Annotated in this window: 22 protein-coding genes; 13 read left to right on the top strand and 9 right to left on the bottom strand. The window is 67.7% G+C overall.

What is annotated here, in order from left to right:
- Positions 1-56 precede the first annotated feature (56 nt).
- The 5 genes from fba to RV045_RS11480 all read right to left on the bottom strand — a co-directional run bounded on the left by fba (position 57) and on the right by RV045_RS11480 (position 4,999).
- Complete coding sequence (fba, locus tag RV045_RS11500; protein WP_423235933.1) at positions 57-1,133, bottom strand: class II fructose-bisphosphate aldolase; 1,077 nt, start codon at positions 1,131-1,133, stop codon at positions 57-59.
- Positions 1,134-1,233: 100 nt separating this feature from the next.
- Positions 1,234-2,664 (bottom strand): pyruvate kinase, encoded by a 1,431-nt coding sequence (gene pyk / locus RV045_RS11495; RefSeq protein ID WP_423235932.1) that lies wholly within the window; start codon positions 2,662-2,664, stop codon positions 1,234-1,236.
- A complete protein-coding gene (locus tag RV045_RS11490) occupies positions 2,661-3,857 on the bottom strand; it encodes a phosphoglycerate kinase (protein WP_423235931.1) in 1,197 nt (398 codons plus the stop codon). Before RV045_RS11490 ends, pyk begins: the two co-directional genes overlap by 4 nt.
- Positions 3,858-3,954: 97 nt before the next feature.
- Positions 3,955-4,290, bottom strand: coding sequence for an AzlD domain-containing protein (locus tag RV045_RS11485; protein WP_423235930.1), 336 nt, complete (start codon positions 4,288-4,290; stop codon positions 3,955-3,957).
- Entirely contained in the window at positions 4,283-4,999 is a 717-nt protein-coding gene (locus tag RV045_RS11480) for an AzlC family ABC transporter permease (RefSeq protein ID WP_423235929.1), read from the bottom strand. Before RV045_RS11480 ends, RV045_RS11485 begins: the two co-directional genes overlap by 8 nt.
- A gap of 153 nt (positions 5,000-5,152) precedes the next feature.
- Here RV045_RS11480 and RV045_RS11475 point away from each other — a divergent pair, with 153 nt between their 5' ends.
- Together RV045_RS11475 and cobS are read left to right on the top strand one after the other, a co-directional pair.
- Positions 5,153-6,313, top strand: coding sequence for a nicotinate-nucleotide--dimethylbenzimidazole phosphoribosyltransferase (locus tag RV045_RS11475; RefSeq protein ID WP_423235928.1), 1,161 nt, complete (start codon positions 5,153-5,155; stop codon positions 6,311-6,313).
- Positions 6,310-7,161 (top strand): adenosylcobinamide-GDP ribazoletransferase, encoded by an 852-nt coding sequence (cobS, locus tag RV045_RS11470; RefSeq protein ID WP_423235927.1) that lies wholly within the window; start codon positions 6,310-6,312, stop codon positions 7,159-7,161. Before RV045_RS11475 ends, cobS begins: the two co-directional genes overlap by 4 nt.
- A gap of 15 nt (positions 7,162-7,176) precedes the next feature.
- Here cobS and RV045_RS11465 read toward each other — a convergent pair whose 3' ends face one another.
- Positions 7,177-9,552: a penicillin-binding protein 1A gene (locus RV045_RS11465; protein WP_423235937.1), complete on the bottom strand. Its 2,376-nt coding sequence runs from the start codon at positions 9,550-9,552 to the stop codon at positions 7,177-7,179.
- Positions 9,553-9,824: 272 nt separating this feature from the next.
- Between RV045_RS11465 and RV045_RS11460 the strand changes: the two genes are divergently transcribed.
- The 11 genes from RV045_RS11460 to RV045_RS11410 all read left to right on the top strand — a co-directional run bounded on the left by RV045_RS11460 (position 9,825) and on the right by RV045_RS11410 (position 21,156).
- Entirely contained in the window at positions 9,825-10,862 is a 1,038-nt protein-coding gene (locus tag RV045_RS11460; RefSeq protein ID WP_423235936.1) for a pilus assembly protein PilM, read from the top strand.
- A complete protein-coding gene (locus RV045_RS11455) occupies positions 10,859-11,620 on the top strand; it encodes a PilN domain-containing protein (protein WP_423235926.1) in 762 nt (253 codons plus the stop codon). Before RV045_RS11460 ends, RV045_RS11455 begins: the two co-directional genes overlap by 4 nt.
- Positions 11,617-12,408, top strand: coding sequence for a type IV pilus inner membrane component PilO (locus RV045_RS11450; RefSeq protein WP_423235925.1), 792 nt, complete (start codon positions 11,617-11,619; stop codon positions 12,406-12,408). Before RV045_RS11455 ends, RV045_RS11450 begins: the two co-directional genes overlap by 4 nt.
- A complete protein-coding gene (locus tag RV045_RS11445; protein ID WP_423235924.1) occupies positions 12,405-12,944 on the top strand; it encodes a pilus assembly protein PilP in 540 nt (179 codons plus the stop codon). The genes RV045_RS11450 and RV045_RS11445 overlap by 4 nt, the downstream gene beginning before the upstream one ends.
- A 1-nt stretch (position 12,945) precedes the next feature.
- Positions 12,946-15,165: a type IV pilus secretin PilQ gene (locus RV045_RS11440; protein ID WP_423235923.1), complete on the top strand. Its 2,220-nt coding sequence runs from the start codon at positions 12,946-12,948 to the stop codon at positions 15,163-15,165.
- A 19-nt stretch (positions 15,166-15,184) separates the two neighbouring features.
- Positions 15,185-17,053, top strand: a complete 1,869-nt coding sequence (locus RV045_RS11435; protein WP_423235922.1) for an Ig-like domain-containing protein — start codon at positions 15,185-15,187, stop codon at positions 17,051-17,053.
- A gap of 12 nt (positions 17,054-17,065) precedes the next feature.
- Entirely contained in the window at positions 17,066-17,596 is a 531-nt protein-coding gene (locus tag RV045_RS11430) for a shikimate kinase (protein WP_423235921.1), read from the top strand.
- A 48-nt stretch (positions 17,597-17,644) separates the two neighbouring features.
- Positions 17,645-18,760 carry a 3-dehydroquinate synthase gene (gene aroB / locus RV045_RS11425; protein WP_423235920.1) on the top strand — a complete coding sequence of 372 codons (1,116 nt, stop codon included), beginning with the start codon at positions 17,645-17,647 and terminating at the stop codon, positions 18,758-18,760.
- Between the two features lie 12 nt (positions 18,761-18,772).
- Positions 18,773-20,017 (top strand): deoxyguanosinetriphosphate triphosphohydrolase, encoded by a 1,245-nt coding sequence (locus RV045_RS11420; RefSeq protein WP_423235935.1) that lies wholly within the window; start codon positions 18,773-18,775, stop codon positions 20,015-20,017.
- A gap of 26 nt (positions 20,018-20,043) precedes the next feature.
- Positions 20,044-20,490, top strand: a complete 447-nt coding sequence (locus RV045_RS11415; RefSeq protein WP_423235919.1) for a GNAT family N-acetyltransferase — start codon at positions 20,044-20,046, stop codon at positions 20,488-20,490.
- 93 nt (positions 20,491-20,583) lie between these two features.
- Positions 20,584-21,156 (top strand): manganese efflux pump MntP, encoded by a 573-nt coding sequence (locus RV045_RS11410; RefSeq protein ID WP_423235918.1) that lies wholly within the window; start codon positions 20,584-20,586, stop codon positions 21,154-21,156.
- A 7-nt stretch (positions 21,157-21,163) separates the two neighbouring features.
- Here RV045_RS11410 and xylB read toward each other — a convergent pair whose 3' ends face one another.
- The 3 genes from xylB to dalD are packed head-to-tail and all read right to left on the bottom strand — an operon-like array spanning position 21,164 to position 25,000.
- Complete coding sequence (gene xylB, locus RV045_RS11405) at positions 21,164-22,642, bottom strand: xylulokinase (RefSeq protein ID WP_423235917.1); 1,479 nt, start codon at positions 22,640-22,642, stop codon at positions 21,164-21,166.
- Between the two features lie 15 nt (positions 22,643-22,657).
- A complete protein-coding gene (locus RV045_RS11400) occupies positions 22,658-23,602 on the bottom strand; it encodes a helix-turn-helix domain-containing protein (RefSeq protein ID WP_423235916.1) in 945 nt (314 codons plus the stop codon).
- Between the two features lie 9 nt (positions 23,603-23,611).
- Positions 23,612-25,000 carry a D-arabinitol 4-dehydrogenase gene (dalD, locus tag RV045_RS11395; protein WP_423235915.1) on the bottom strand — a complete coding sequence of 463 codons (1,389 nt, stop codon included), beginning with the start codon at positions 24,998-25,000 and terminating at the stop codon, positions 23,612-23,614.
- Between the last annotated feature and the right edge of the window lie 4 nt (positions 25,001-25,004).

Raw genomic sequence — 25,004 nt, 5'->3', positions numbered from 1 at the left:
GCCGACACGGCGTCAGGGCTGTTGGCGCGCCCAAGCCGCAGCGGCATCTGGCCGGATCACGCGGGCTGCAGCGCGCCCTTCAGGCCGGGCTGGCCCTGGCGGTAGCGCGCCGCCATGTCCACCAGAGTGACCGGCTGGATGCGGCTGCCCTGGCCTTCGCAGCCGAACTCCAGATAGCGCTGGCGGCAGATGGCCTGCGCGGCGGCGCGCGCGGGTTTCATCCATTCGCGCATGTCGAACTTGTCGGGGTTCTGCGCCTGGAACTGGCGAACCGCCGCCGTCATCGCCAGGCGGATGTCGGTATCGACGTTGATCTTGCGCACGCCGTAGCGGATGGCCTGCTGGATTTCTTCGACGGGCACGCCGTAGGTTTCCTTCATCTGGCCACCGTACTGGTTGATCAGCGCCAGCAGCTCCTGGGGCACGCTGGAGCTGCCGTGCATCACCAGGTGCGTGTCCGGGATGCGGGCGTGGATGGCGCGCACGCGGTCGATGGCCAGGATGTCGCCCGTGGGCTTGCGGCTGAACTTGTAGGCGCCGTGGCTGGTGCCAATCGCAATGGCCAGCGCGTCCACCCCCGTGGCGGCGACGAAGCGGGCGGCCTCTTCGGGGTCGGTCAGCATCTGGCTGTGGTCCAGCACGCCTTCGGCGCCGATGCCGTCCTCCTCACCCGCCTGGCCGGTTTCCAGGCTGCCCAGGCAGCCGAGTTCGCCCTCGACGCTCACGCCTTGCGCGTGCGCGGTTTGCACGACCTCACGCGTGACCTGCACGTTGTACTCGAAGCTGGAGGGGGTTTTGCCGTCGTCGCGCAGCGAGCCGTCCATCATCACCGAGCCAAAACCCAGCGCCATCGCCCCCGCGCACACGGCGGGAGATGTGCCGTGATCCTGGTGCATGACCATGGGAATGTGCGGCCAGGCCTCGGTGGCGGCCTGGATCAGGTGGCGGATGAAGGTTTCGCCCGCGTACTTGCGCGCCCCGGCGCTGGCCTGCAGGATGACGGGCGCGCCGACCTCGTCGGCGGCGGACATCACCGCCTGGACCTGCTCCAGGTTGTTGACGTTGAAGGCGGGGATGCCATAGCCGCGCTCGGCGGCATGGTCCAGCAGGATGCGCAGGGGAACCAGGGCCATTTCTCACTCCTCGGGTCAAGTTGAAAACCGGCTGCGCCAGAGCGCTTGCCCGCAGTCTAAGACCCGAAAAGTGAGGTGAGCGCTATCACGCTTCGCGAAATTACGCCAGGCGCACGACCTTGAGCATATTGGTGCCGCCCGGGTGGCCCATGGGCTCGCCGCAGGTGATGGCGTAGGCGTCGCCCGCTTTCAGGATGCCGCGCGAGACCAGCAGGCGTTCGGCCGCAGCCAGCGCCTTTTCCTTGTCGTCCTGGAACTCGACCAGCAGCGGCTGCACGTTGCGGTACAGCGTCATGCGGCCCAGCGCCTGCGCTTTGGTGGTCAGCGCGATGATGGGCAGATGGACGTTGTGGCGGCTCATCCACAGCGCGGTGCTGCCGCTTTCGGTCAGCGCCACGATGGCCTTGCAGCCCAGGTTGTGCGCCGTGAAGATGGCGCCCATGGCGATGCTCTGGTCGATGCGGTTGTAGTGGCGGCGCGTGAAACCCGGGTCCAGATCGTGATCCTGCGCCTGCTCGGCGGCCAGCGCGATGGCCGCCATCTGCTCGACGGTTTCGACCGGATACTTGCCCGCAGCGGTTTCGGCCGACAGCATGACGGCGTCGGTGCCGTCCAGCACGGCGTTGGCCACGTCGGAGACCTCGGCGCGCGTGGGCACCGGGTTGACAATCATGGATTCCATCATCTGCGTGGCGGTGATGGCGACCTTGTCCATCTCGCGGGCCATGCGGATCATGCGCTTTTGCATGGCGGGCACGGCCGCGTTGCCGATTTCGACCGCCAGATCGCCCCGCGCGACCATGATGCCGTCGCTGGCGCGCAGGATGCCTTCCAGGTTGTCGATGGCCTCGGTGCGCTCGATCTTGGCGATCAGCGCCGGGCGGTGGTTGTAGGGCTCACCGGCGACGTAGGCCAGCTGGCGGGCCATCTCCATGTCGGTGGCGCTTTTGGGGAAACTGACCGCCAGGTAGTCGCACTGGAAGGACATGGCGGTCTTGATGTCGTCCATGTCCTTGGACGTCAGCGCCGGGGCGGTCAGGCCGCCGCCCAGCTTGTTGATGCCCTTGTTGTTGGACAGCTCGCCGCCCAGCTTGACGCGGGTGTGGACCTGATCGCCCATGACGCGCGTCACGGTCAGCTCGATCAGGCCGTCGTTGAGCAGCAGGGTGTCGCCCGCCTGCACGTCACGCGGCAGCTGTTTGTAATCCAGCCCGACGATGGTGATGTCGCCGGGCTCGGTGCGGGCCGCGTCCAGGATGAAAGGCGCGCCCGCTTCCAGCATCACCTTGTTTTCGGCGAATTTGCCGACACGAATCTTGGGGCCCTGCAGGTCCGCCATCAGCGCCACGGGACGCCCGACCTTGCGGGCCACCTCGCGCACCAGCGTGGCGCGGTCGATGTGGTCCTGGGCCTTGCCGTGGCTGAAGTTCAGACGCACCACATTGACCCCGGCGCGGATCAGGCGCTCCAGGGTGTCGGCGTCGCTGCTGGCGGGGCCCAGCGTGGCCACAATTTTCGTTTCGCGTGTCATGGGTTTTGACCTCGTTGTGTCAGGACTTCAAACGCTGGCAGGGTTTTGCCTTCCAGGACTTCCAGGAAAGCCCCCCCGCCGGTGGAGATGTAATTCACCTGTTTCTCAATGCCGTATTTGGCGATCGCCGCCAGCGTGTCACCGCCGCCCGCAATGCTGAAAGCGTCGGATTCGGCGATGGCGCGCGCAATGGCTTCGGTGCCTTTGGCGAAGGCGTCGAACTCGAACACGCCGACCGGGCCGTTCCAGACGATGGTCCCCGCCGATTTGAGCTGCTGGGCCAGACGCACCGCCGTTTTCGGGCCGATATCCAGAATCAGATCATCATCGGCGACTTCGGTGGCGGCTTTCACGGTGGCTGTCGCGTCAGCCGAGAAGGATTTGGCACAGACCACGTCTTCGGGGATGGGCACTTCGGCGCCGCGCGCTTTCATGTCGGCGATCACGGCTTGGGCCGCGTCGACCAGATCGGGTTCGGCCAGGCTTTTGCCGATGGGCAGACCGGCGGCCAGCAGGAAGGTGTTGGCGATGCCGCCGCCGACGATCAGGCCGTCAACCTTGCTGGACAGCGCCTGCAGGATGGTCAGCTTGGTGCTGACTTTCGAGCCCGCGACAATTGCCACCAGCGGGCGTTTGGGGGCGGCCAGGGCGCGATCCAGCGCATCAATTTCGGCCGACAGCAGCGGCCCAGCGCAGGCCACGGGCGCGAACTGCGCGATGCCGTAGGTGCTGGCTTCGGCGCGGTGCGCGGTGCCAAAGGCGTCGTGGACGAAGACGTCGCACAGCGCGGCCATTTTGCGGGCCAGATCGGGGCTGTTTTTCTTTTCGCCGACGTTGACGCGGCAGTTTTCCAGGATCACGACCTGGCCGGGCTCGACCTGGACGCCGTCCACCCAGTTTGCGACCACGGGCACGTCGCGGCCGAGCAGTTCGCTCATGCGCCTGGCGACGGGGGCCAGCGAATCTTCGGGCTTGAACTGGCCTTCGGTCGGCCGTCCCAGGTGGGAGGTGACCATCACGGCGGCGCCCGCGTCCAGCGCCTGACGGATGCAGGGCAGCGAGGCGCGGATGCGTGTGTCCTCGGACACCTGGCCGTCCGGGGTCAGCGGCACGTTGAGGTCAGCGCGGATGAACACCCGCTTGTTTTTTAGGGCGCCACTTTGGGCCAGATCAGCAAATCGCACGATAGACATGGGAACTCCGTCAGAGGGCTTCATCAACACAACACCGTGCGTCTGCGCGGCGCTGGCCCGGCGGGTTAGCGCTAACAGTCGCACGATACACAAAAAATCAGGCCCAGCCCAGCCCCAGACGCAAAAGCAACATCACGGCCATACCGGCCACGATGGTGCCCAGCACCGACTGGCGCCAGGCGAACCAGGCGATTCCGGCCAGCGCCCCGGCAATCTGGGCGTCGAGCAGGGTGGGGGTGAGCTGGTCGCCGTTCATCACGACGCCCGGCACGATGATGGCCGCCAGCGCGCCCAGCGGCGCGTAGCGCAGGCCTGCGCGCAGCCAGGCGGGCAGGGGAATCTCGCGGCGCGGCAGGATGAAAAAACCGCGCGTCAGCACCGTGATCACGGCCAGGCCCAGGATGACGGCGCCGGTGCCGAGAAAATCATTCACCACGGCGCTTCTCCATGGTCACGCCGACGGCGACCGCCGCCGCAATGGCCAGAACGATGTTCAGCTTGTAAGGCAGTGACACGGCCAGCACCGAGACTGTGCCCGCTGCGGCGGCCGCCAGCCAGGTGGCCGGGCTGCCGACCAGCGAGCAGGCCAGCGCCACCAGCGCCAGCGTCCCGGCAAAGCCCAGGTTCCAGGTGGTGGGCACACTGCCCGCCAGCGCGATGCCGATCAGCGAAGGAATGTGCCAGGCCAGATAGCCCGTCCAGCTGCTGCCCCAGAAGTAGGGCAGGCTGTCGCGGGGCGCATCGGCAGCTGCGGGCTGGCCGGAAGCAAAGTGGCGCATGAACAGCACGAATCCGATGTCTCCTGCCATATAGCCCGCCAGGGCGCGTTGGCCCAGCGGATAGTGTCTGAAAAAAGGCCGCCAGCTCGCACTGAACACCACAAAGCGCAGGTTCACGCACAGGGCGGTCAGCCAGATCACCCAGGGCGCGGCGCCGCTGACCAGCAGCGGCAGCACCGCCAGCTGCGCACTGCCGGCATAGACCGTCAGCGACATCAGCAGCGCCAGCGGCACGGGCAGGCCGCTGTCCACCATCGCCACCCCGGTCACCAGCCCCCAGGCGGCCTGGCCGGGGGCGGTGGCCAGCATGTCGCGCACGCCGCGGCGGAAATCGGGGTGCTGCCAGTAAGGAAGCGGCTTCATGCGGGCTCTCTGTGGTGTATTGTGCCGCAGCCCCTGCGCCGGATCGGCGTCTGCAGCGGGGTGCGGGCTCAGACTTTCTGGCGGGCATCTTAAGGCAGGCTTGAATCCGCCCGGGTTTTGCCGGGGCACATCCTGCCTGAAAGATCACCTGCCATGACCGAATCGACCCTGCACTTCCCCACTGACCTCCTGGATCTGCCCGCCGTGCGCGATGCCGCGCGCCAGGCCGCCCTGCAGCACCACATTGACCACCTGACCAAGCCGGTCGGATCGCTGGGTCGCCTGGAGGACCTGATGCGCCAGCTCGGTCTGCTGCAGCGCCTGCAGCCGGGCCAGCGCCTGAGCGCGCAGGGCGCGGGCGTGTGGGTCTTTGCCGCCGACCACGGCCTGGCGCGTGCGGGCGTGTCGGCTTACCCCAGCGAAGTCACCGCGCAGATGGTGGCCAACTTCCTGGCGGGCGGCGCCGCGATTGCCGTGCTGGCGCGCGAGAGCGGCCTGCCGCTGCAGGTGGTCAACGCCGGGGTGGCCACGCCGCTGGCTGACCAGCCTGGCCTGATCAACGTGCCCGTGGCGCCGGGCTGTGCCAGCTCCCTGGACGGCCCCGCGATGACGCCGCAGCAGACCCTGCTGGCGCTGCAGCGCGGCGCTCAGGCGGTGCGCGGGGCGCCGGGCGATGTCGTCCTGCTGGGCGAAATGGGCATCGGCAACACTTCGGCGGCGACGCTGCTGACCGCCCGGTTGACTGGCCAGCCGCTGCGCGTGGGCCGGGGCACGGGCCTGGACGACGCGGGGCTGGCGCGCAAGCAGGCGGTGCTGGAACAGGTTCTGGCGCGCCACCCCGAACTGCCTCCCGCAGACCACCTCGAAGCCGCCTTCCCGCCCGGTCTGCCGCAGGACGAGGCGGCGCGCCGCGCCTGGTGGGCCCTGCAGACCCTGGGCGGGCTGGAGGTGGCGATGCTGGTCGGCGCCATAGTGCAGGCGGCGCGTCAGGGCCAGGCGGTGCTGGTGGATGGCCTGATCGTCACGTCGGCGCTGCTGGTCGCGGCAGCGCTGGCGCCGGGCGTGCTGGACCACGCCGTGCTGGCCCACCGCTCGCACGAATCGGCGCACGCCGACGCCATCGCCCACCTGGACGCGCAGCACCGCGCCACGGGCGGGGCGGGCCTCACGCCGCTGCTGGATCTGGGTCTGCGTCTGGGCGAAGGCTCGGGCGCGGCGCTGGCCTGGCCGCTGTTGCGCCAGGCGGTCGCGCTGTTCAACGACATGGCCAGTTTTGATTCGGCGCGGGTCAGCACGGCGCACGCTGCGTCATGACGGACGGGCCGCACAAGGACGATGGCCGCGGCGGTTTTCGCCAGCGGGGGAGTGCTTCGCTGCGGCGCGAGCTGTCGCTGCTGCTGGCCGCCGCGCAGTTCCTGACGCGGCTGCCCCTGCCCGCACCGCCCGTCTGGACGGTGCAGACGCCCACCGCCTGCCTGCGCCACCTGCCGCTGGTCGGTGCGGGCATTGGCCTGGCGGTGGGCGGCGTGCTGGTGGCCGCCAGCCTGATCTGGCCTCCGGGCGTGGCGGCGCTGCTGGCGCTGTGGGCCAGCGTGGCGCTGACCGGCGCCCTGCACGAGGACGGCTGGGCCGACAGCTGCGACGGCCTGTGGGGCCACGCCACGCGCGAGCGCGCTCTTGAAATCATGAAAGATTCGCGCCTGGGCACCTACGGCGTGTGTGGCCTGGTGCTGATGCTGGGGCTGCGCTGGGCGCTGCTGACGCAGATCAGCCAGGGCAATACAGCGCTGGTGCTGGCGGTGCTGGTCTGGGCCCACGCCGGATCGCGGGCGCTGGCTGTGGCGCTGATGGCGCTGCTGCCTTACGCGGGCGATGCGCAGGCTTCCAAAGTTTCCGACTGGGTGAACCCTCCAGCGCGCCTGGTCGCCCACGCGGCGCTGGGCGCGGGCCTGGTGCTGCTGGGCGTGGCCCTGGTGCTGCTGGCGGCCGGGCTGCCGCTGGGCGGCCTTGTGCTGCCACTGGGCGCCTGGGGCCTGCTGCTGATTGGCCTGCGCGCCGGGCTGCGCCGCCGCCTCGGCGGTTACACCGGCGACACCCTGGGCGCCGCGCAGCAGCTGGGTGAAGCGGCTGCGCTGCTGGTCATGACAGCGCTGCTGCTCTGAGGGACGGGATCGGCCTCAGTTGCCGTTCCCGTTGCCATTGCTGAACATGTCAATGATGGACTGCCGCTCCTGGCTGTTGTCCACCGGCACCGGTGTGTCGTCTTCGCCGCTGTCATCAACGCTTGGCGCCGCACGGCGCACGCGTGGCTTCGGCCGGGGTCGCGGCGCGGCGTCGTCTTCGTAAATGCGGCTGGGGCCGCGTCCGACGAACTCCGGATAGGTCCAGTCCCCGCCTGAGCGCACCACGCCGGGCGGTGGTTTCAGTTCGACCACGGGCTGGTCTTTCAGCGCCTGCTTCATGAAGTCGATCCAGATCGGCAGGGCCAGGCCACCGCCGGTCTCGCGCGCGCCCAGCGAGCGCGGCGTGTCGTAGCCCACCCAGACCACGGCGACTTCGTTGGGCTGGAAACCGGCAAACCAGGCGTCGTAAGAGCCGTTGGTCGTGCCCGTCTTGCCGTAAATGTCGGGCCGACCCAGCTCTTTCTGCGCCCGCGCCGCCGTGCCTTTGCGGGCCACTTCGTTGAGCATGGTGCCCATGATGAAGGCGTTGCGCGCCGGAATGACGCGGCGGTCTTCTCCCGGAGGCGTGTCGGGGGCTTCGAAAAGCACCTCGCCGCGGCTGTTGAGGATTTTCTGGATGATGACCGGCTGCACCAGATGCCCGCCGTTGGCGAACACCCCGTACGCCGCCGCCATCTGCATGGGCGTGGTCGTTCCCGAGCCCAGCGCCAGCGTCAGGTAAGGCGGATTGCGTTTGGGATCAAAGCCGAAGCGCGTGGCCCAGTCGCGGCCGTATTCGGGGCCGATTTCGCGCAGCAGCCGGATCGACACCAGGTTCTTCGACTTGGCCAGGGCGCGGCGCAGCGTCATCGGGCCTTCGAAGCGGCCGTCGTAGTTTTTGGGGTTCCAGACTTCGCCGCCGGTGGTGCGGGCGCTGAAACGCAGCGGGGCGTCGTTCATCCAGGTGCCGGGCATAAAGCCTTTTTCCAGGCCGGCCGAGTAAATGAAGGGCTTGAACGACGAGCCCGGCTGGCGCCAGGCCTGGGTGACGTGATCGAACTTGTTCTTGTAGAAATCAAAGCCGCCGGCCATGGCGGTGACAAAGCCGTTGTTGGGGTTCATGGCGATCAGCGCGCCTTCGACCTCCGGCGTCTGCACGATGGTGTAGCTCTCGCCGACCTTGGCCGTGCGCACAATGGCGCCACGCGTGATGCGCGTTTTGGCGCTGGCGCCCGGCATCAGCGCGGGGCCTGCCAGACGCAGGCCTTCGCCGGTGATGTTGACACTCTGGCCGTCCTGGAACATCACCGTCACGCTGCCCGGTTTGGCGCGGGTGACGACGGCGGCCACAAGGCCGCCCTGGGCGGGGAAGTTCTCCAGCTTGTCGCCGACAAAATCATCCAGCTCGTCGGCTTTGGCGGGCAGTTCCAGCCGTGCTTCCGGGCCGCGGTAGGGGCGTTTGGCGTCCAGGCGGCGCAAGCCGGCGCGCAGTGCGCGATAAGCGGCGTCCTGCGACTGGATGCTGACCGTGAGGTAAACCTGCAGGCCGCGTTCGTAAGCGCTCTCACCGTACTGGCTGTACAGCAGCTGGCGGGCCAGCTCGGCCACGTACTGGCTTTGCGTGCTGGTCTGCACGGGCTGGCGGTAGACCAGCTTCTGGGCCAGCGCCTGTTCGCGCTCGGTGCTGCTGATCAGGCCGAGCTCGGCCATGCGCTGCAGAATGTAGCGTTGGCGCAACAGCGCGCGCTTCTCGTTGACGATGGGGTTGTAGGCCGAAGGGGCTTTGGGCAGACCGGCCAGCATGGCGGCCTCGGCCAGGGTGATCTTCTGCAGCGGCTTGCCAAAGTAAGCTTCGGCGGCGGCGCCAAAGCCGTAGGCCCGCTGTCCCAGATAAATCTGGTTCATGTACAGCTCGAGAATCTGCTGCTTGGAAAAGCGCTGCTCGATCTTGCGCGCCAGCAGGGCTTCGTAGAGCTTGCGCGTGTAGGTCTTTTCGGTAGACAGGTAAAAGTTGCGCGCCAGCTGCATGGTGATGGTCGAGGCGCCCTGGCCGGACGACTGGCCCAGATCGTCGGCCAGTGCGCGGGCGATGCCGATGAAATCGACGCCGCCGTGCTCGTAAAAGCGCGCGTCCTCGATGGCCAGAACGGCCTCCTGCATCACCTTCGGGATCTCGTTGATCGGCACGAAGATGCGGCGCTCTTCGCCGTACTGGCCCAGCAGCACGCCGTCGCGCGAAAAGACCTTCAAGGGCTCTTTGGGCCGGTAGTCGGCCATGTTGTCCAGACTGGGCAGCTGGGGGTAAGCCATCGCGACAGCCACCCCGGCCAGAATCAGTCCCACCAGTACGAGGGCTGCCAGCAGCCCGAAAAACCACGCCAGTATTCGCATCACTCGGTATTCCTTCTCCGTCAGGCCGTGATTCTCGGTGCAAATGGCTGCGGATGCATCAAAAACAGCGGCGAATGTGCTGCCTGCCTGCAAGCAGGGCTTCGGTCCACTCGCCAGGGGCCGATTTTTAACGCCTTTTTGGGCTTTAAGCCACGGAGCGCTGACCTAAGATGCCTTCCATTCGCAATCAGTGGATGGCAGCGACGGCGCGCTGCAAGGAGAAGCATCCCGTGAGTTTTCTGGATCAGCTGCGCGGCAGCAAATCACCCCCCATGCTGGGGCTGGATATCTCGACCTCCAGCGTCAAGCTGGTCGAGCTGGACCGTCTGCCCGACGGCCAGTACGTGCTCCAGCGCCTGCAGTCCGAGCCGCTGGAGCAGGGCTGGGTGGTCGGCAACCAGGTCGAAAAGTTCGACGAGGTGGCGGGCGCCATCGAGCGCGCCGTCAAGCGCAGCGGCACGCGCACGCGCCAGGTGGTGTTCGCCATGCCGCCCGCGTCGGTCATCACCAAGAAAATCGCCATGGCCGCCGACCTGCGCGAGGACGAAATGGAGGCCCAGGTCGAATCCGAGGCCAATCACTACATTCCCTTCCCGCTGGAAGAGGTCAGCCTGGACTATTGCGTGATGGGCCCCAGCAAGACCAGCCCGGGCGATGTGGACGTGATGATCGCTGCCTCGCGCAAGGACAAGGTTCAGGACCGTCAGGGCCTGGTCGAAGCCGCCGGGCTCAAGCCCGCCATCCTGGACATCGAATCGCACGCGGCACTGATGGGCGTAGCGCCGGTCATCCAGGCGCTGCCGGGCTACAGCAGCGAGACGCTGGTGGCGCTGTTCGAGATCGGGTCCGAATCGTCCAGCATGAAAATCATCAAGGGCACCGAGCTCATCAACGAGCGCGACCAGGCCTTTGGCGGTGCGCAGCTCACGCACTTCATCACCCGCCAGTACGGCTTTTCGTGGGAAGAGGCCGAGCAGCGCAAGCGCAGTCACGATCTGCCGCCCGATTACGAGGAGACCATCCTGCAGCCCTTCGTCAACACCCTGGCGCAGGAAATCGCCCGCGCCCTGCAGTTCTTCTTCACCAGCTCGCCGCACCACAAGGTCAACTACGTGCTGGTCAGCGGCGGCACCGCCACGCTGCCGCAGCTGACGCAGCAGATCACCGATCTGACCGGCTTTGCCGCCGTCGTCGTCAACCCCTTCGAGCACTTCCAGATCGGCGCCCAGCTGCAGAAAGACCGGGTCCGCAAGGAAGCGCCGTCCTACCTTACGGCCTGTGGCCTCGCCCTGCGGAGATTCATGCCATGAGCCAGCAGCTCCGGATCAACCTGCTGCCGCACCGCGAGGCCGCCCGCAAGGCCCGCAAGCAGCAGTTTTTTGTCTACACCGCACTGGCCTTCGTGGCCGGGCTGGTGCTGGGCGGGCTGTGGTTCACGGTGGAAGTCCGCGCCGTGGACGAACAGAACGCCCGCAACAGCTTCCTCACCGCCGAATCGGCCAAGCTGGACACGCGCATCAAGGACATCGCCACGCTGCGCTCCGAGATCGAGGCGCTGAAATCCCGCCAGGGCGCGGTCGAGACGCTGCAGGGCAACCGCAACGTGGCCGTGGCGCTGTTCAACGAGCTGGTGTCAGCCCTGCCGCGCGGTGTGTCGATCAGCAGCATCAAACAGGATGGCACCGTGGTCACGGTGGTGGGCCTGGCCGAATCCAACGAGCGCGTGGCCGAGTTCATCCGCAACGCCACGGGCCCCACGCTGATGATCAACAACCCCGAGCTGGTTGAAGTTCAGGCTGGGGCTGGCGCCACGCCCGATGCGCCTGCGACCCCCGCCGGTGGCCGCACGGGTCGGCCGGCGGCGGCACGATACGCCTACACGCTCAAGCTGCACCTCAACCCGCAGGCGCTGGGCCAGGCGCTGGTCGCGGCTCCGGCCGACGGAGCGACACCGCCAGCTTCGACCGCGAAAGCCCCTGCTGCTGCCGCACCGCCAGCCGCTGTGGCCCCCGTTGCCGCAACCGCTCCGGCCCATGCACCGGCACCAGTCCCCGCGAGACAGCCATGATGAAGTCCCTGCGCATCCCCAAACTCAGCCCCGGCGGCAAGCCCCGGAGCAAAAAACCGGCCCCGGCCAAGCCCAAGGTCAGCCTGCGCCAGCAGCTGCAGTCGGTGCAGAGCCAGTTTCGTGGCCTAGACCCCAACGATCCGGCCAAGTGGCCGCTGCTGCCGCGCATCGCGGCCTGGACGGGCATCGGCCTGCTGGGCGTTGGCCTGGTCTGGCTGGCGCTGATCCGCGACCAGAGCACTGCGCTGAGCGATGCCCAGGCCACAGAAGCCAACCTGCGCCAGGAGTACCGCGGCAAGCTGGTCCAGGCGGTCAACATCGAATCGCTGCAGGTGCAAAAACGGCAGGTGGAAGATTTTGTCCAGCAGCTGGAAAAACAGCTGCCCAGCAAGGCGGAAATGGCCGCGCTGCTGTCCGACATCAACCAGGCCGGCATGAGCCAGGGCCTGAAGTTCGAGCTCTTCCGTCCCGGCGCCGAAGTCATCCGTGACTATTACGCCGAGCTGCCGATTGCCATCCGCGTCACCGGCAAATACGGGCAGATGGGGCATTTCGCGTCCGAGCTGGCCAACCTGTCGCGCATCGTCACGCTGGAGGGCATCACCCTCGCGCCCGCGCCGGACAGCGCTTCTGCTGGCACGGTGGGGTCAGCGCGCAAGACCGACGCCTCCAACCCGGATCTCGTCATGGACGCGACAGCACGCACCTACCGCTATCTGGACGCGGCCGAAGTTCTGGCCCAGCGCGAGCTGAAAGACGGCAACAAGACCGCGGGAGCGAAGAAATGACGCAGTCTCCCCTGAAACCGCTGCTGTCGGCCCTGTCGGTGCTGGCGGCACTGGCCCTGACGGGCTGCGACAGCGCCTCGGACGACCTGAACGCCTGGACGCGCCAGGAGTTCGACGCCGTCAAGCCCAGAATCGAGCCGCTCAATCCGCCGCGCCGCTTTGTGCCGCAGCAGTACAGCAACACCGATGGCGTCAGCCCCTTCGATGTGGGGCGCGTCTTTCCGCAGGATCCGCGCAGCGAGGGCCCCAGCGATCCGCTGGTCCAGGCCGAACTGCGCCGCCCGCGCCAGGCGCTGGAAGGCTTTGGTCTGGACCAGATCACCATGGTCGGCAGCCTGATGCGCGGCGGCAAGCGCTACGCCCTGGTGCAGGCCGGGGGGCTGATCTACACCGTCGAGCCCGGGCAGTACCTGGGCGAGAACTTCGGAAAAATCACCGAAGTGAGCGAAACAAAAATTACTTTGCGCGAGCTGGTGCAGTCCGATCAGCAGTCGTGGACACAGCGAACGGCCACGCTGGCCCTGCAGGAGAAATGAGATGAAATTCAAGGGTCTGAACCCCACCCCCGGACGCTGGATGGGGCGCACTGCCGCCGCGCTGGTCCTGCTGGCCGCGCCGGTGTTTGCGCTGGCGCAGACGGCGATCTCCGCCATCAGCAGCACCCGCGTGGCCGGGCAGGACATGGTGCGCATCGATTTCAATGCGCCCCTGACCCGCCTGCCCGAAGGCTTTGCCGTGCAGACGCCGCCGCGCATCGCCATCGATCTGCCGGGCGTGGTCAACGGCATGGGCGTGTCCAATGTACCGGTCAATGCGGGCCTGGTGCGCAGCGCGCTGCTGGCGCAGACGCCGGACCGCACGCGCCTGGTGCTGACGCTGGGCGCTGCCGCGCAGTACAAGGCCAGCCTGAGTGGCAATTCCCTGCTGGTGGCGCTGACGCCCGATGCCGCCGAGTCCACGCAGCCTTTTGGCAGCGCGGCGCCTGCGCCTGCCGCCATGGCGGCCGCCCCGGGCATGTCCGATTCGGCAGCGGACGTGCAGCCGCGCGGCAACGCCATCCGCTCGGTGGATTTCCGCAAGGGCGCGGATGGCTCAGGCCGCGTCGTGGTCCAGCTGGCCAACGCGGCCGCCAAGCCCGCCGTGCGCCAGGACGGCCAGAACCTGATCGTCGAATTCGACCGCGCCACGCTGCCGGACGCGCTGCGCCGCCGCATGGACGTCTCCGATTTCGGCACACCCGTCAACACCATCACCGCCATGCAGGCGGGGAGCAAAGTGCGCCTGATCGTGCAGCCGCGCGGCAACTGGCAGGACAGCGCCTACCAGACCGACGACACCTTTGTGCTGGAGATCAAGACCGCCGCGCTCAGCACCAACAAGCCCACCGAGGGCAAGGGCTACACCGGCCAGAAGATTTCGCTCAACTTCCAGAACATCGAAGTGCGCGCGCTGCTGCAGGTGATCGCCGATTTCACCAACTTCAACATCGTCACCAGCGACACCGTGACCGGCAACGTCACGCTGCGCCTGAAGGATGTTCCCTGGGATCAGGCGCTGGACCTGGTTTTGGAAGCGCGCAATCTGGGCATGACCCGTTCGGGCAATGTGCTGATGATCGCGCCCAAAAAGGAAATCGCCGAGCGCCAGCAGGCCGAACTGGAAGCGCAGAAGCGCGTGATGGAACTGGAGCCCGTGCGCACGCAGAGCTTCCAGCTCAACTACGCCCGCGCCGAGGACGTGACCAAGGCGCTCAAGGGCGGCGAGAGCACGCAGACCACCACCGACCCGACAGGCAAGAGCACCGCCACCGTGACGCGCATCCTGTCGCCGCGCGGCAGCATCATCCCCGAGCCGCGCACCAACCAGATCTTTGTCTCGGACATCCCGTCCAAGCTGCAGGAGATCCAGGACTGGATCGCCAAGATCGATGTGCCGGTGCGTCAGGTGATGATCGAAGCGCGCATTGTCGAGGCCGACCAGTCCTTTGGCCGCGCGCTGGGCATCAAGCTGGGCGCGACCGACGTGCGCGGCCTGCAGGGCGGCACGCCGGGCTACTCCCTGGGCGGCGGCAACCGCGTGGCTTTTGGCGGCAACTACACCTCGATCGGCAGCCAGACGCTGCAGAACGGCGTGGATTCGGCCACCAACTACACCAACTCCAACTTCGTCAACCTGCCGGCCAACTCTGGCAGCCTGGGCGCTTCGGCGGCCAGCATCGCGTTCTCGATTTTCAGCGCAGGCGCCAACCGTTTTCTGAACCTGGAGCTGTCGGCGCTGGAATCCGAGAACAAGGGCCGCGTCATTTCCAGCCCGCGCGTGGTCACTTCCGACCAGGTCACAGCCAATATTGAACAGGGTGTCGAGATTCCCTATACCGCAGTGTCTCAGAATGGCACCAACACCGAGTTCAAGAAAGCCAGCCTGATGCTCAAAGTGAAGCCGCACATCACGCCCGATGGCAACATCAGCATGGATGTCGAGGTCAACAAGGACAGCCCGGGTGCGGTCACCAGCACCGGAGTGGGCATCAACACCAAGCGCGTGCAGACGCAGGTGCAGGTCGAAAACGGCGGCACCGTGGTGCTGGGCGGCGTCTACCTTCAGGAAGAGAACGACGTGGTCAACAAAGTGCCGGTGCTGGGCGATCTGCCCGTGGTCGGCGCCCTGTTCCGCAACAAATCCCGCTTGGTCAAAAACAGCGAGCTGCTGGTTTTCATCACCCCGCGCATCATGACCGAGCGCACCGAAGTCCGCTGATTTTCCGGAGTATCAAGACATGAAATGGCAAGGTAAACCTTTGATTCTGGCGGCCCTGGCGTCTGCCGTTCTGGCTGCTTGCGGTGGCGGCGGTGGCAGCGCGGGTACGAGCCTGTATGGATCGGGGTCAGGCGCGGGTACAACCACTGATACTTCGGGCCAGGCCGCACAGCAAGCCGCCGCGGCCAAAGTCGCCTCGCTGCAGATCCAGCCTTTCAAGGGCAGCAGCCGCAATGGCCTGACGGGCGCCATCTACGAAAGCGCGGATTCGTTCACTGTGTCGAACAAGGTGGTCATGCAGATCACGGCCGTTGATGCCAACGGCAATGTGGTGTCCGGTGCGCCCATCACTGTCAAGACGGGCGGCGGCGCGGTCATCAACTCCGGTGTGCTCACGGGCACCACGGACACCAGCAATGTCACCAAATACACGCTCACGCAAAGCACCGTGACCGATGGCAATGGCGCTTTTGTGGCCGTGGTGTCGCCCGGTCAGGACATGAGCAACCACTCGGTTACTCTGTCGGCCGAAGTCACCTACAACACCACCGTCGCGGCGCCCGCGCAGACGCTGATGTTTTCCGGTACGTCGATCAGTGCGCCCGTGCTGTCACCCTCCAGCCTGAGCGTCGGCGGCAAGGGCAATACGGCGACCTACACGCTGGTCAATGGCGTGGGCGACCCAATCAGCGGCCAGACCGTCAGCTTCACCGTCAACGGTGGCGACGCACAGACGGCAACGACCAGCGGCACGGGCAAAGCGGCCTTCACGTTCGACAGTCCCATGACCGCCGGTGCAGTCATCATCAGCGCGTCCGCGATGGGCGAGACGTCCAGCCAGACTTTGACGCTCAGCCAGGCCGATGCGGCGACGGCATCTGCGGCCAGTTTTGGCAGTGCTTATCTGTCGCCGGGCAGCACGTCGGTGTCGGCCAACCAGACCAGCTCGGACAGCAACGAAGTGCCCATCACGGCGCGCTTGCTCACGCCTGGCAACCAGCCGCTGGTCGGGGCTCTGGTGGGTTTCCGCGTGGATCCGGCCTCCAATTACTCGGGGGGCAACTTCTACTCCGGTAGCAACCTGCTGGTGGCACCGTCGGCCACGAACGGGAACGGCGAAGTGTCGGCCTCTTTCCGGCCCGGGGCCAACACCACAGCCACCAATGGCCTGAACCTGCAGGCCTGCTATTGGTTTACAGGCCAGAGCACAACCAGCTGCATTCCAGGCCAGATTGCCAACGTCAGTCAGAAGCTGACTGTGGTGGGGCCGCCGGTCTCGCTGAGCATCGCTCGTGCCGATGCTTTGACACCCTCCACCGATGGAACCACCTACACCAAAGTTTTCAAGGTCCAGGTGACGGATGCGCAGGGCGTGCTCAAGTCTGGCGCCGTGGTGACCCCGGGCATTCAGTTCAATCTGTTTGGCAAAGGCTATATGGACCGGGGCGAGAAAGACACCCAGTGGAAGACCGTCGAGCTGCAGTGGTGCCTGCCCAAAGACAGCAATGGAGACAATATTCTTCAGTCCACGGAAGACTTTGATGGCTCCGGGCAGATTGCCCCCCGCCGTTCAGACGTGGCCGTGATCCCCGGACGGGCGACCACCGACAGCACCGGGACGGTCACCTTCACGGTGCAGTATCCGAAGAGCGTCTCGCGGTGGGTACAATTTGATTTCACGGCTTCAACCTCTGTCGCCGGGACGGAAAGCGTCGCCAGACTGGATGCGGGTGCAGGCCTGCTTCTTTCGGAACTGAAGAAAGAAGAATCGCCGGCCTTCCAGCTCAGCCCGTACGGGGATGACGGTTTTATTCGCGATGCAGCAGGCACTGCGACTGGAACTGCCTACCCGGCCAACTGCTTTTTTGTCTCCCAACCGCCTTATTGATGTTCTCTTGACTTGACCTCCATCGCCCTCATCGGCATGCCCGGCAGCGGTAAGACCTCTGTCGGGCGTTTGCTTGCCCGGCGCCTTGATTGCGACTGGGTGGACTGCGACCATGCGCTGGAAGAGCGCATCGGGTGCTCGATCCGTGCGTTCTTCGAGCAGCAGGGCGAGGCGGCTTTCCGCGACATCGAAACGCAGGTGCTGGCCGATCTCCTGGCGCAGGAGCGGCGGCAGGTGCTGTCCACCGGCGGTGGCGTGGTGCTGCGCGAGGCCAACCGGGCGCTGCTGCAGCAGCGGGCGCACACCGTTTACCTGCGCGTGGGCGTGCAGGCGCTGTGGCGGCGGCTGCGCACCGACACCCAGCGCCCGCTGCTGCAGGTGGCTGATCCGCGCCAGCGGCTGACCGATCTCTTCACTGTGCGGGACCCTCTGTATACTCAGACGGCGGCCCACACCATGGAAACCGGCGGCATGAGCAGCCACCAGGCCGCGCATCTGCTGGCCGCCCAGCTGGAGCTTCAGCCTCCCGCCCGCCTGGTCTGACCGGGTGGGCGCCGCAGCGCCTTCAACCCTGTCAAGACGAGCTTGCCCATGACGTCCCCCTCCAAAATCCTGGCCACCTGCCGCGTGGCGCTGGCCGACCGCAGCTACGACGTGCGCATCGGTCAGGGCCTGCTGGGCGATGCGGCCTCGTACTTTGACCTGCCGCGCTCGCGCCAGGCGCTCATCGTCACCAACACCACGGTCGGGCCGCTCTACGGCGCCGCGCTCAAGGCCGCGCTGGCCGGGCGTCACGACACGCTGCACTACCTGGAGCTGCCCGACGGCGAGGCCTACAAGACCAGCGAGACCCTGGGCCTGATCTACGACGCGCTGCTGCGCCCCGCCTGCGACCGCAAGACCCTCATCTACGCCCTGGGCGGCGGCGTGGTCGGCGATGTGGCCGGTTACGCCGCCGCGACCTATATGCGCGGCGTGCCCTTTGTGCAGATTCCGACCACGCTGCTGGCGCAGGTCGATTCGTCGGTGGGCGGCAAAACCGCCATCAACCACCCGCTGGGCAAAAACATGATCGGCGCGTTTTACCAGCCGCTGCGCGTGCTGTGCGATCTGGACGCGCTGAAAACCCTGGCGCCGCGCGAGCTGTCGGCGGGCCTGGCGGAAGTCATCAAATACGGGCCCATCGCCGACATGGCTTTCCTGGCCTGGCTGGAAGAGCACATGGATGCGCTGGTTGCGCGCGATCCGGCGGCGCTGGCTTACGCGGTCGAGCGTTCCTGCGCCATCAAGGCCGACGTGGTCGGCCAGGACGAGCGCGAATCGGCGCTGCGCGCGATTCTCAACTTCGGCCACACCTTCGGCCACGCCATCGAGGCGGGCCTGGGCTACGGCCAGTGGCTGCACGGCGAGGCCGTGGGCTGCGGCATGATCATGGCGGCGCACCTGTCGCAGCGCCTGGGCCTGATCGACGCGGGCCTGGTCGACCGCCTGACGCGGCTGTGCCAGCGCGCCGGGCTGCCGGTGACGCTGTCGCCGGCCCTGGGCCTGACGCCCGAACGCATGGTCGAGCTGATGCAGGTCGACAAGAAAACCGAGGCCGGACGGCTGAACTTCGTGCTGGTTGATGGCCACAAGGCGCGGGTGCAGGCGGTGGACGCCGATCCCGTGCTGGACGTGATCCGTACCTGCCAGGCGCAGGCGGCCTGAGCCGTGACGCTGCTGTCCAGGCCCGCGCAACTGGCGCCCTACGCCATCCGGGACACCCAGGGGCGGCGCAGCCCCGAGCCGCCCGCGCCCACGCGCACGCCGTTTGCCCGCGACCGCGACCGCATCGTGCACAGCGCGGCCTTCCGCCGTCTGGTCTACAAGACGCAGGTTTTCGTCAACCACGAGGGCGATCTGTTCCGAACGCGGCTGACGCATTCGCTGGAAGTGGCCCAGCTGGGCCGGGCGCTGGCGCGTGCCCTGGCGCTCAACGAAGAGCTGGCCGAGGCGCTGGCGCTGGCGCACGATCTGGGCCACACGCCGTTTGGTCATGCTGGGCAGGATGCGCTCAACGCCTGCATGAAGCCCTGGGGCGGCTTTGAGCACAACCTGCAGAGCCTGCGCGTGGTCGATGTGCTGGAGCAGCATTACGCCGCCTTCGACGGCCTGAACCTGTGTCTGGAAACGCGCCAGGGGCTGCTCAAGCACTGCGCGCCGCGCCACGCGCGCTGGCTGGAAGCGGCCGAGCCCGGCGGCGTGGCCGCGCGCTTTGCCAGCGGCCAGCAGGCGAGTCTGGAAGCGCAGCTGGTCAATCTGGCCGACGAAATCGCCTACAACGCCCACGATGTGGACGATGGCGTGCGCTCCGGCCTGATCGCCTGGGACGACGTGCTGGCCCTGCCACTGGTCGCCCGGTACGCGCAGGAGGCGCTGGCCGAGCACCCGCACCTGGAGGCCGAATGGCGCTCTGGCGTCGCCCCGGCCTGGAGCGCTCTGGGCGCCGCGCACCGCCCGCGCCGCTGGCTGCACGAAACGCTGCGGCGCATGCTGTCCGCGCAGGTCTACGACGTGATCGACAGCACGCGCGCCGCGCTGCTGCAGCACCGCCCGGCCAGCCCGCAGGATGTGGCGCTGTGCCCGCCGCTGGTCGCTTTCAGCGCCGATATGCGCGAGCGCAGCGACGCGCTCAAGCGCTTCCTGTTCCAGCGGCTGTACCGCCACCCGCAGGTCAACGCCACCGCCGAACGCGCCAGCCTGATCATCACCACCCTGTTCGACGCCGAATGCGCCGCTGACCCCGCCGGGCCGCCCCCGGTGGCCGACACCCCCGAAGCGCTGGCCGAGGCCTGGCAGCCACTGCACCCGCGCCGCCGCATCGCCGACCGCATCGCCGGGATGACCGACCGCATGGCCACGCGCTGCTTCGAGCGCCTGACGGGTGAAACGGCCTTCGCCGACAGCGGCTGGGGCCCGGCCTGATCGGCTCGCCCCCTGAAAGATCCACCATGCTGATCCGCCCTTACGAGCCCACCGACCGCGAGGCGGCGCTGGCCTGTTTCCGCTCCAACGTGCCGGATTTCTTCAGCCCCGAGGACGAAGACTGGTTCGCCAGCGCGCTGGACGAGCCCGATGGCCCCAGCTTTGTCGTCGTCTGCGAGGGCCAGGTGGTGGGTTTTGGCGCCTACGAGGTCTCCACCACCTACAACCACGCCGTGCTGGTGTTTGGCCAGATCCACGCCGACTGGCACGGGCGCGGCCTGGGCGCCAAGCTGCTGCAGCACCGCATTGATCACCTGAAAGCGCACGCGCCGCCGACGCGCTATCTCATCATTGACACCACGCTCAAGGTCGCGCCGTTTTATGTGCGCCACGGCTTCGAGATCGTCTCGCACTGGCGCGAGGGCTTCCGCGACGGCGCTGACAAGGTCGACCTGCGCCTGGTGCTGGTCTGAGGCTGGGGGCGATTCATGCGCGGGCCTGGTTTCAGCCCCTGATTCCTGGCCGACAATGCGCCCCTGTCTGATCTGCGCCGGAGCCGCTTTCTCATGCATCCCCTGTCGATGGTCCTGCTGGGCCTGGCCATGTCCACCGATGCCTTTGCCGCCGCCATCGGCAAAGGCGCCACCCTGCAGCGGCCGCGTCTGACCGAGGCGCTGCGCATCGGTCTGCTGTTTGGCACCATCGAGGGGCTGACGCCCGTGCTGGGCTGGCTGCTGGGCCTGGGCGCGGCGCAGTACATCACCGCCTGGGATCACTGGGTGGCTTTCGCGCTGCTGGTGGGCCTGGGCCTGCACATGATCCGCAACGGCCTGGCGCCTGCAGCCGATGACCCGGACGCGCCCAGTGCGCGCCGCCCGGGCTTCTGGGGTCTGGCCGCCACGGGTCTGGCGACCAGCATCGACGCCATGGCAGTGGGCGTGGGCCTGGCGTTTCTGGATGTGAACATCGCCGCTGTGGCCGGGGTGATCGGTCTGTGTACGCTGGTGATGGTGACGCTGGGCATCCTGCTGGGGCGCGTGCTGGGCCGAATGGCCGGACAGCGCGCCGAGGTGGTCGGCGGCGCCATCCTGATCGTGATCGGCGCGGTGATCCTGTGCGAGCACCTTTCGGCGGGGTGAGCCGGGTTCAGTCTGCGGCGGGCACGAACTCCTCGCGCAGCGCGCGATACAGCCGCTGGTGACGCTGGTGGCGCGGCAGCAGGCGCTCGCGCAGTGCCGCCTGGGGCGCAAAGCGCCGCGCTGAATCCGCCGCGCCCGGGGCTGCGCAAGCCTCTTGCGGTGTGGCGCCCAGCGCCATCCAGGCCAGGCGCGCTGCGCCCAGTGCGGCGCCGACATCGCCGTGCTCGGGCAGGAAGAGCGGCCGGTCCAGCCCGCTGGCCAGCAGCGTGGCCCAGAAGGCGCTGCGCGATCCGCCGCCCGTCAGCGCCAGCTCGCGCGCAGCGTCAAAGGTGGCGCCCATGGCGCTGGCGCCATCCATCAGACCGAAACTGACGCCTTCGACCACGGCATAGGCCATCTGGGCGTTGCTCTGGCCGTGGCGCAGGCCCATCCAGACGGCGCTGGCGTGCGGGTTGTTGTGCGGCGTGCGCTCGCCGCTGAGATACGGCAGGAAGAGCGGGGATTCGTCCTGTTGCGCAGGGCTCAGGGCCTCGACGGCCGCGAACAGCGCCGCCACTGAAGCAAAACCCAGCGTGCGCTGCGCCCAGTCGATGGCGCTGGCGGCGCTGAGCATCACCGACATGCCGTGCCACAGCCCGGGCAGGGCGTGGGCAAAAGCGTGCAGCCCTTGCGCCGGATTGGGCTGGTGCGCGGCGCTGATGCAGAAAATCACCCCCGACGTGCCCAGCGAGACAAAGCCCTCGCCCACCCGGCTGGCGCCCACGCCGACCGCGCTGGCGGCGTTGTCGCCCGCGCCACCCGCCAGCGGGATGCCGGCCGTCAGGCCCAGCTCCTGCGCGGCCTTCGGCGTCAGCTGGCCCGCCACGGCATTGCCTTCGACCAGGCGCGGCATCTGCTCGCGGCGCAGGCCGCTCATCTGCAGCAGATCGTCCGACCACGCGCGCCGGGCGATGTCCAGCCACAGCGTGCCCGAGGCGTCGGACATGTCGCTGACGCGCTCGCCGCTCATGCGCCAGCGCAGCCAGTCCTTGGGCAGCAGCACGGTGGCCACGCGCGCGAACACGTCGGGCTCTTGCTCGCGCAGCCACATCAGCTTGGGCGCGGTGAAGCCGGGCATGGCCAGGTTGCCGCTGGCGGCCAGAAAGCTGGGCTGGCGCATCAGCGCCTCGCAGGCCGCGCCGCTGCGCCCGTCGTTCCACAGGATGGCCGGGCGCAGCACGCCACCGGCCGCGTCCAGCAGCACCGCGCCGTGCATCTGGCCGGAATAGCCCACCGCCTGAATCGCCCGCGTGTCCACGCCCTGGTCGCGCAGGCGCTGCATCGCCAGCGTCAGCGCCGTCCACCAGTCTTCGGGATGCTGTTCGCTCCACAGCGGGTGGGGGCGCTGCAGCTCAAGCGGCGTGTCGGCGCTGGCGACAACGCGGTGCGCGTCGTCCAGCACCAGCACCTTGATGCTGGAGGTTCCAGCGTCTATGCCCAGAAACATGGCGGCTCCTGAAAGTTAGCTCCGGCCCGCAAAGCGCATCTGGCTGCGCTGACGGAAGGCGCGCGGCGTCATGCCTTTTTGCGCCAGAAAACGCCGGTTGAAATTGGAGATGTTGTTGAACCCCACGCCGTAAGCGATCTGGGTGATGGATTCGTCGCCCTCCATCAGCCGTCCGCAGGCCTGCTGGATGCGCAGGCTGCTGACGAAATCGGTGAAGGAATTGCCCGTGGCCTTGCGGAAAAAGCGCGAGAACTGGCTCTCGCTCATGTCCATTTCATCGGCCATGGATTTCAGGGAGAGTTCGTGGGAGAGATCGCGCGAGATGCGCGCGATGACGCGGCTGATGCGCTCGTCGGCGTCCCGGCTGCTGCCCTGCAGGTAAACGCTGGACAGCAGGCGCACATCCGTCCATTCGGCCAGCAGCGCCATCAGCTCGCAGAAGCGGCCGAAGCGGCGCAGCCCGGAGCTGCTGACGATGGCGTCCAGCAGCGGCCCGGCCTGGTCGGCGATGCCGAAAAATTCGATGCCGCGCTGCGAACGCTCCAGCAGCGCCATCACCGGAGCCAGCTCGGGCATGCGCCCGGCGGCTTCGGCCAGCGGCTCGTGCGCAAACTGGATGACGACATCGCGCTGCGGATAGCCCTCGGGCGGCACATTCTGCGAGACCCAGTTGTGCGGCAGGCGCGGCCCGGCCAGCACGAGGTGGCCCGGCTCGAAAGGGCCGATCCAGTCGCCGACAAAGGCCTGGCCGGTCGAGGCGGTGATCAGGTGCAGCTCGTACTCGTCGTGGTAGTGCCAGCGCGCCAGCGGCGTGGGAAAGCCGTGACGCAGGCACTGGATGAAGCCCGCCCGGTCCAGCGATTCGTAGCCCAGGCGCGTTGAGCGCGTCAGGGGCTGTTCCAGCTCCGGGCGCGACTGGCGCGGCAGCGGGGAGAGCAGGGAAGGCGGCAGCAGACTCATGACCGCAGGTTAGCCGATGAAGGCCGCCACGCGCTGGCTGGCGTCGCGCAGCGCGGCCACCAGGCGCGCGTCCCCGGCCAGATCGCCCCACAGCGGCCGGTCGGCGCACAGCGCGGCCACCGGGTCGCTGCTCGCGCAGATGGCGTGCGCGACGGCCGGGTCCATGGCCTGATCCTGGTAGGTGTAGGGAATCTGTCCGGCGTGCCAGCGCTGCAGGTAGGCCAGGAAAAGCGCGGGCAGCATGGCGACGCTGGCGATGCTCTCGCCGCGCGCCAGGCGCTGGCGGAAGGTCGGCGCGATGAAGCCGGGAATTTTGCTGAAGCCGTCCATGGCCACGCGCTGGTTGGTGTCGCGGATGGCGGGGTTGCCAAAGCGGTCCAGCACCACGTCGCGGTAGGCGGGCAGATCGATGGGGCAGGGTTGCTCTGGCGTGTCCAGCACCGGGATGACGTCGTCGGTGACGTAATCGAAGGCGATTTTGCGGATGTCGGCGTCGTGCGTGCCCTCGTGGATGTAGGTGTAGCCGCGCAGCGTGCCCGCCCAGGCGATGGCGCTGTGCGTGGCGTTGAGCAGGCGGATTTTGGCCTCTTCGTAGGCATCGACCGAATCGACCATTTCGACGCCCACCGCTTCCCAGGCCGGGCGTCCGGCGGCGAAGTGGTCTTCGATGACCCACTGGATGAAGCTCTCGCCCATCAGGGCGGCGGGGTCATCCACGCCCGTGGCGGCCTGCACGCGCTCGCGCACGTCGGGCGTCGGGCGGGGCGTGATGCGGTCCACCATGGCGTTGGGGCTGGTGGTGTTGTTCTGCACCCAGGCCAGCAGCTCGCCATCGCCCACAAGCCCGATGAACTGCAGCAGCCCTGCGCGCGAGCGCTCGCCGTTGTGACGCAGGTTGTCGCAGTTGAGCAGCGTCACTGGCCCGGCGCCCGAGCGCATCCGCGCGCGCAGCAGGGCGGTCAGCGCGGCGTAAATCGTCGGCCCGGCTTGCCCGGCGCGCGCGGCGTCCAGGTCGGTGCGCAGATCGGCGAAGGTGGCCAGGTCCAGGCGGTTGGCCGCGTCCAGGTAATAGCCAGCCTCGGTCACGGTGAAGGAGATGATTTTTGTCTCGGGCCGGGCGCCTTGCGCGATCAGCCCGGCCAGGTCGGCGCTCCAGGGGATGATGTTCTGGATCGAGGTGATGCGCGTGTAGCGGTGCTCGCCCGCCGGGGAAATGGTCTCCAGCGTGTAGGCGCCGCCCTGGTCGGCCAGCGCCTGGATCAGCTCCGGGCTGTCGGGGCGGGTGTTGCCCCCGGCCAGCGACCAGCGGCTGTCGCCCGACTGGATCAGTTCGTGCAGATAAACGGCCTGGTGGGCACGGTGGAAGGCGCCCAGGCCCAGGTGCAGCATGACGTTCATGGTG

Origin of the sequence: Amphibiibacter pelophylacis (assembly GCF_037688875.1) — a bacterium.
Lineage (GTDB): Bacteria > Pseudomonadota > Gammaproteobacteria > Burkholderiales > Burkholderiaceae_C > Amphibiibacter > Amphibiibacter pelophylacis.
Note: the sequence above shows the minus strand (reverse complement) of the source record. Positions and strands in the feature narration are given on the sequence as shown.